The organism is Gammaproteobacteria bacterium, assembly GCA_022340215.1.
GTDB lineage: Bacteria > Pseudomonadota > Gammaproteobacteria > JAJDOJ01 > JAJDOJ01 > JAJDOJ01.
The window spans coordinates 1-5,721 of sequence record JAJDOJ010000167.1; the positions used below are offsets into that span (position 1 = coordinate 1).

The following is a 5,721-nucleotide window of genomic DNA, read 5'->3' on the forward strand; positions in this document are numbered from 1 at the left end:
ACTGGTATCTTCGCAAAATCCAAGCCTCCGCCAAAGGCTGCTCGGCAGAATCGCCGCAGTTGGCTTGCTTCCGATTGAATTCCCGAGGTTTTTCGCCAGACCCTTACAAGAAAACCGCGGGGCCGAGATCAGGTCCTCTGAACTTGGCAGGCGCTGATCGATCCGGTGTAGAAAGGTCAGCGAACTCGCGTCCCCGAACCCCTTTACATGACCGAAGCGACGGTCCATCAGGATCTGCATCCCGCCGTCCACGGAAGCGTTCTCCAGAAATTCCGACGCCGCGCGGAAAATGCTGTCATCGATCGTTCTGGGAAAGGCCCAGGCGAGGGGAAAAGGATCCGATAGCTCGAATGCCACCCTGAGGCCCGGAAAGAACCGGTGCCCGTAAAGTACGTCGTGGGAGCCGGCGACGGCATACCTGGCGTTTCCGCGCCAAACCTGCTCCAGTACGGCGATGTTGTCAAAGGTGCGCCGGTCCAGTTGTGGGTCGTCTGCCTGTAGTTTGCCCAGGTCCCTGGAATAGGCCGGATAGCTTCCCACCGCGACCGCCGTTATGTCGATGTTCTCAAGCGAGCCGGGTGGTCCGTTGCCCTTGAGGTAGACGAGCTGTGGCGTGAATTCGAAGTAGGGCGGGCTGAACCGAAAGGAATACGCGACGCGATCGTCCGGAGAGAGTCCGCCCGCCGCCAGGGACGCCTCTCCCCGGTGCACCATCTCAAATGCCATACCCGTACCCGGATTGCGGACCATGACGACATGGGGTTCGACCCCGAGTTCGTCGGCTAAGAGTTCGATAAGGTCGTGTTCAAAGCCCCGCATCCCCCTTGGCCGTTCCCCGGTCTGTGACGGTTCGCCGATCATTGCAACATCGAGCCTTCCCGTGACCTGAATCTCCTCCAGCAGGGTCGGCGCGGGTTCCGACTCGACGAACCGGACGACGACCGTAAGCAGGAACACGAAGAGGATCAGGTTGTGCGCCTTCGGTTGTCTTTCCATGTGCGACGCGATTGAACCTGCGGGTGGGATACTCAACCGAGGTGATCTTGGTTAGAATATCAGTCCCGCACTTGCCGGTCGTATCGGTGGCGCGACGTGGACAATAGCGGTAAGGATTTCCCGAGGTGTCCGGTTAGAGGTCATTGTTGTTCTTCTTTTTCGTGTCGGCTATAGAACCCCGACGTGAAAAACGAAGATCGTATTCTACGACAATCGATGCAACAGTTCGGGTGATCGAGGCCAATAGATGCCTGTGACGGAAGGCTTGCGGCCCCAGCGTTGCGCGAGGAAGGATTTTGTCATGTATATTCTGCGGAATATCATATAACCTAATGATTTTTCGTTGTTTAGGAGAGGTACCGAAGCGGTCATAACGGCGCGGACTCGAAATCCGTTGGTCCCGTCAGGGGCACGTGGGTTCGAATCCCACCCTCTCCGCCATTCTTCATGTCCATTTCAATAGAGAAACATGTGGTGACTGATCGGAGGATGAGGGGGTCAGGTCTTGTCCCGTGACTGCGACTCGAGTAGACTGCCTTCATGGCCAGACCGCTACGTATAGGGTTTGCCGGAGCCCTTTACCACGTCACATCCCGCGGGGACGGCGAGACGATATATTCCTGGGCGATGACGATCGGGAACTTTGGTTAGAGGTCTTGGAACAAGTCTGCGAGCGCTTCAACTGGATAGTCCACGCCTACTGTCAAATGGGGAACCAACTGGCACCTCCTCGTCGAAACTCCCGACAGCAACCTCTCCAACGGCATGCGTCAATTGAACGGCGTCTATACCCAGCGATTCAATCGGACCCATAATCGGGTAGGCCACGTCTATCAAGGTCGATACAAGGCCATATTGGTGCAAAAAGACGCTTACCTGTTGGACTTATCTCGCTACGTCGTTCTCAATCCCGTTCGCCCCCGCATGGTACGCACGGCACGGGATTGGCCCTGGAGCAACTATCGGGCTACGGCGGGAATGACCGCGGCGCCCAATTGGCTGGAGATCGACTGGATACTGGCCGCTTTCGCCGAACGCAAGCAACAGGCACAGACCGCGTACCGACGGTTTGTCGCCGACGGAAAACATCAGCCTTCCCCCTGGGCAGAACTCAAGAATCAAATCTATCTGGGTTCAGATGCATTTGTGGATACGATGCAGCGCAAAGTGGATGCAGACCAGCGCTTGAGTGAAATCCCCAAGATGCAACGACAGCCTGTGTCCCGGCCGTTGACTTGGTATTTCGACAAACACCGAGATCGCGATACTGCGATTTTCGAAGCATTTAATAGTGGACGCTACAATATGCGAGAGATTGGCGAGCATGTTGGACTACCTTATTCAAGGATCAGCAGAATTGTGAATCTACCTGAAAAGGCACGAGACAAGACCTGACCCCGTTTATGCGTGGTGCGGGAAAACTGCACGCCGAGGACTGTGCGGGGGGCGCCCGGTAACGGGCGCTCCTACCGCGAAAGACGAATAGGGCGATTTCTGTCAAATGATATACCATCCTGCTTGTCTTTTCGTCCGTCCTCTGTGTTGCGACAACCGTTACATAGATCGACTATGCGCCTGTTGTCGCGCCTTGATGACGAACGGAAATCCGGCGCAATCCGGTATGCCATTTTCCGGCAATCGCCTAAGAGAAATTACGTGCTGACTATTTTTACAGAATTGGCTGATTGGACTACTTTTGCGCTTTTTGGCTTGGCGCCGCACTCAAAGCTAGGTGGTGCAGTTCACTTTTTTATTGAGGATACGGCCAAGATATTTTTTCTCTTGGTTGTTATGATCTATTTTATTGCACTTATCCGCGCATCTCTAAACATCGAAAAAGTTCGAGGTTATCTGGCAGGGAAAAACAGATTTATCGGCTATTTTATGGGGTCGATATTCGGAGCACTAACGCCGTTTTGCTCTTGTTCAAGCATTCCGGTTTTTCTTGGCTTTACATCGGGGGGCATTCCCGTTGGTATAACGATGTCATTTCTTTTGACGTCGCCGCTGATTAATGAAGTAGCCGTATTGCTTTTGTTGAGCTTGGTGGGATGGGAGATAACACTTATTTATGTGTTAGTTGGATTGGCAGTAGGAATTACAGGTGGAATATTTCTCGATCTTATCCATGCCGAAAAACTTTTACAACCCTTTGCGCTTAAGGCCTATCAATCGGCAAAGCCGACGGTTAACAGAGACACTAGAAGACCAACGCTATCGTTTAGGGAGAGGCATGAATTCGCCAAACAAGAATTACTGGATATTTTGAGTCGTGTTTGGAAATGGGTTTTTATCGGTGTGGGCCTTGGCGCTGCACTACACGGCTTTGTGCCAATTTCCTGGATAGAGGCGAACCTTGGAAGCGGGCAATGGTGGTCTGTTCCCCTAGCTGTTCTCCTCGGTATTCCGCTCTATTCAAATGCTACTGGTGTTATCCCAATAATGGAAAGCTTGATCGCAAAAGGCCTGCCGATTGGAACCACATTGGCGTTTTGCATGAGTACCGTAGCCGCAAGTTTTCCGGAATTCATATTGCTGAAGCAGGTTATGACATGGGGGTTGCTCGTGATTATTTTTGCGCTCCTGCTGGCATCCTTTACCGTAGTAGGATGGACTCTAAATGCAATTCATTTCAACTAGGAGATGCCAATGAAAGAAATTAAAGTGTTAGGCAGTGGTTGTGCCAAGTGCATTAAGACGGCAGAATTTATTCAATCGGTTGCCGCCGAATACAACATTCCCGTCAATGTAGTTAAAGAAACCAGTCCAGAAGTAATAATGGGCTATGGGGTAATGAGTACTCCAGCTGTTGTTGTCGATGATATTTTAATGCACTCAGGGTCGATTCCTGATAGGAAAAAGGTAGAAAGTTGGTTGAAATAGACATCCAGGTTGGCCTGATCGGGTCGCCGGGGTTTTCTCTCCCCAACTCCCACAGCACCCAGCATGCGAGGGATCAGGGGGTCAGGTCTTGTCCCGTGACTGCGACTCGAGTAGACTGCCGCCATGGCCAGACCGCTACGTATAGGGTTTACCGGAGCGCTTTACCACGTCACATCCCGCGGGGACGGCGAGACGATATATTCCTGGGCGATGACGATCGGGAACTTTGGTTAGAGGTCTTGGAACAAGTCTGCGAGCGCTTCAACTGGATAGTCCACGCCTACTGTCAAATGGGGAACAACTGGCACCTCCTCGTCGAAACTCCCGACAGCAACCTCTCCAAAGGCATGCGTCAATTGAACGGCGTCTATACCCAGCGATTCAACCGGACCCATAATCGAGAGATTGGCGAGCATGTTGGACTACCTTATTCAAGGATCAGCAGAATTGTGAATCTACCTGAAAAGGCACGAGACAAGACCTGACCCCGTTTATGCGTTTATGCCGCGTTGCCTGGTTGACGCCACTGGGTGTCTCGGGCAACTCCGAGGTCGATGCGCCCTACACGATATCGGTGATCCGATTGCAGTGACCGGATCCCGTGAATGCGGGAAGACAGATCCCTCTCCCCAGAAATCCATCTATCCACCGAGAAAGACGCGGATATGCGCTTCGACGCTCCGTGCCAGGGCATGCAGTTCGTAACCACCTTCCAGTGAAGAGACGATCCTGCCCCCAGCGCTTTCCCGGGCGATCTCCAGCAGTTTTCGGGTGATCCAGGCATAGTCGAACTCGAGCAGATTGAGGTGCGCCATGTCTTCGGCGCGATGTCCGTCGAATCCCGCGGAAATCAGGACGAGCTGCGGCGCGAATTCGGCAAGCCTCGGCAACCATGCCGCCGTGAGGGCTTCCCGGAACATTTCCCCGTCCGTTCCAGAGGCCAGCGGGACGTTGACGACATTGGGCGCCTCGGAATCGAAGCCGGTGTGGGGGTAGAAGGGGTGCTGGAAACTCGAACACAGGAGGATGCGCTCGTCACCGGAGACGAGGTCTTCGGTCCCGTTGCCGTGGTGTACGTCGAAATCCACGATCGCCACCCGATCCAGTCTATGCTGCTGAATGGCGTGATAGGCGCCCACCGCAATGTTGTTGAACAGGCAGAACCCCATCGCCCGGGCACGTTCTGCATGATGCCCCGGCGGTCGGACATTGCAGAACCCCTGACGTATCTGCCCCTGCATCACAAGATCCACACCGAGTACCACCGCGCCCGCGGCCCGCAGCGCGGCCTCGAGGGTATGCGGATTCATCGAGGTGTCCCCGTCCAGCCAGACATGTCCCACTGTGGGTGAGGCGGCGAAGATCTCGTCGATGTACGTGCCGGCGTGCGCGCGCTCCAGTTGCTCGCGCGTGGCCCGCGGGGCATCGTAGTGATGCAGCAGAATGTCCAGACCGGAGGCGATCAGGCGATCATTGATCGCACTCAAACGCTCGGGTCGTTCGGGATGATAGACGCCCATTTCGTGTGCGGCGCAATCCGGATGTGATACCAGGGCAATCGTCATGTTGTTTCCCAGTTGAACCGCAAACGGTCCGGCACCGACGGGCGATAGCGGTCAATCTGGCAACAATTCGCCGGTTTGTCTGCGGGGACCGCTCGGCCGACCTCCGGGAATTGTGCTGTAATTTAGGCGATTGCCGGAAAATGGCATACCAGATTGCGCCGGGTGAACTGCGAAGCAGTGAACGGCTTGGGCAGGAAGCCCAAGACCGGTGCCCAAGCAAAGCAGGGACAGCGCCGCGCCGGGATCGTTCGTCATCAAGGCGCGACATCAGGCGCAT

Annotated in this window: 4 protein-coding genes, 1 tRNA gene and 2 pseudogenes; 5 read left to right on the forward strand and 2 right to left on the reverse strand. The window is 54.6% G+C overall.

Annotation, left to right across the window (positions count from 1 at the left end):
* A partial coding sequence (locus LJE91_12070) for a transporter substrate-binding domain-containing protein (GenBank protein MCG6869427.1) occupies positions 1-996 on the reverse strand: 996 nt, incomplete at its 3' end.
* A 350-nt stretch (positions 997-1,346) separates the two neighbouring features.
* Between LJE91_12070 and LJE91_12075 the strand changes: the two genes are divergently transcribed.
* From LJE91_12075 to LJE91_12095, 5 genes and pseudogenes are all read left to right on the forward strand, one after another.
* Positions 1,347-1,437: transfer RNA gene (locus tag LJE91_12075), tRNA-Ser, on the forward strand.
* A gap of 99 nt (positions 1,438-1,536) precedes the next feature.
* Positions 1,537-2,391 (forward strand): annotated as a pseudogene (locus LJE91_12080) (transposase).
* 261 nt (positions 2,392-2,652) lie between these two features.
* Positions 2,653-3,636 (forward strand): permease, encoded by a 984-nt coding sequence (locus tag LJE91_12085; GenBank protein MCG6869428.1) that lies wholly within the window; start codon positions 2,653-2,655, stop codon positions 3,634-3,636.
* A gap of 9 nt (positions 3,637-3,645) precedes the next feature.
* Positions 3,646-3,879 carry a thioredoxin family protein gene (locus LJE91_12090; protein MCG6869429.1) on the forward strand — a complete coding sequence of 78 codons (234 nt, stop codon included), beginning with the start codon at positions 3,646-3,648 and terminating at the stop codon, positions 3,877-3,879.
* Positions 3,880-4,002: 123 nt separating this feature from the next.
* Positions 4,003-4,268 (forward strand): annotated as a pseudogene (locus LJE91_12095) (transposase).
* A 252-nt stretch (positions 4,269-4,520) separates the two neighbouring features.
* Here LJE91_12095 and LJE91_12100 read toward each other — a convergent pair.
* Positions 4,521-5,444, reverse strand: coding sequence for a histone deacetylase family protein (locus tag LJE91_12100; GenBank protein ID MCG6869430.1), 924 nt, complete (start codon positions 5,442-5,444; stop codon positions 4,521-4,523).
* Positions 5,445-5,721 lie beyond the last annotated feature (277 nt).

Coding starts and splice junctions, on each gene's coding strand:
- LJE91_12100 (MCG6869430.1), bottom strand. CDS start 5,444: ATGACGATTGCCCTGGTATCACATCCGGATTGCGCCGCACACGAAATG.
- LJE91_12090 (MCG6869429.1), top strand. CDS start 3,646: ATGAAAGAAATTAAAGTGTTAGGCAGTGGTTGTGCCAAGTGCATTAAG.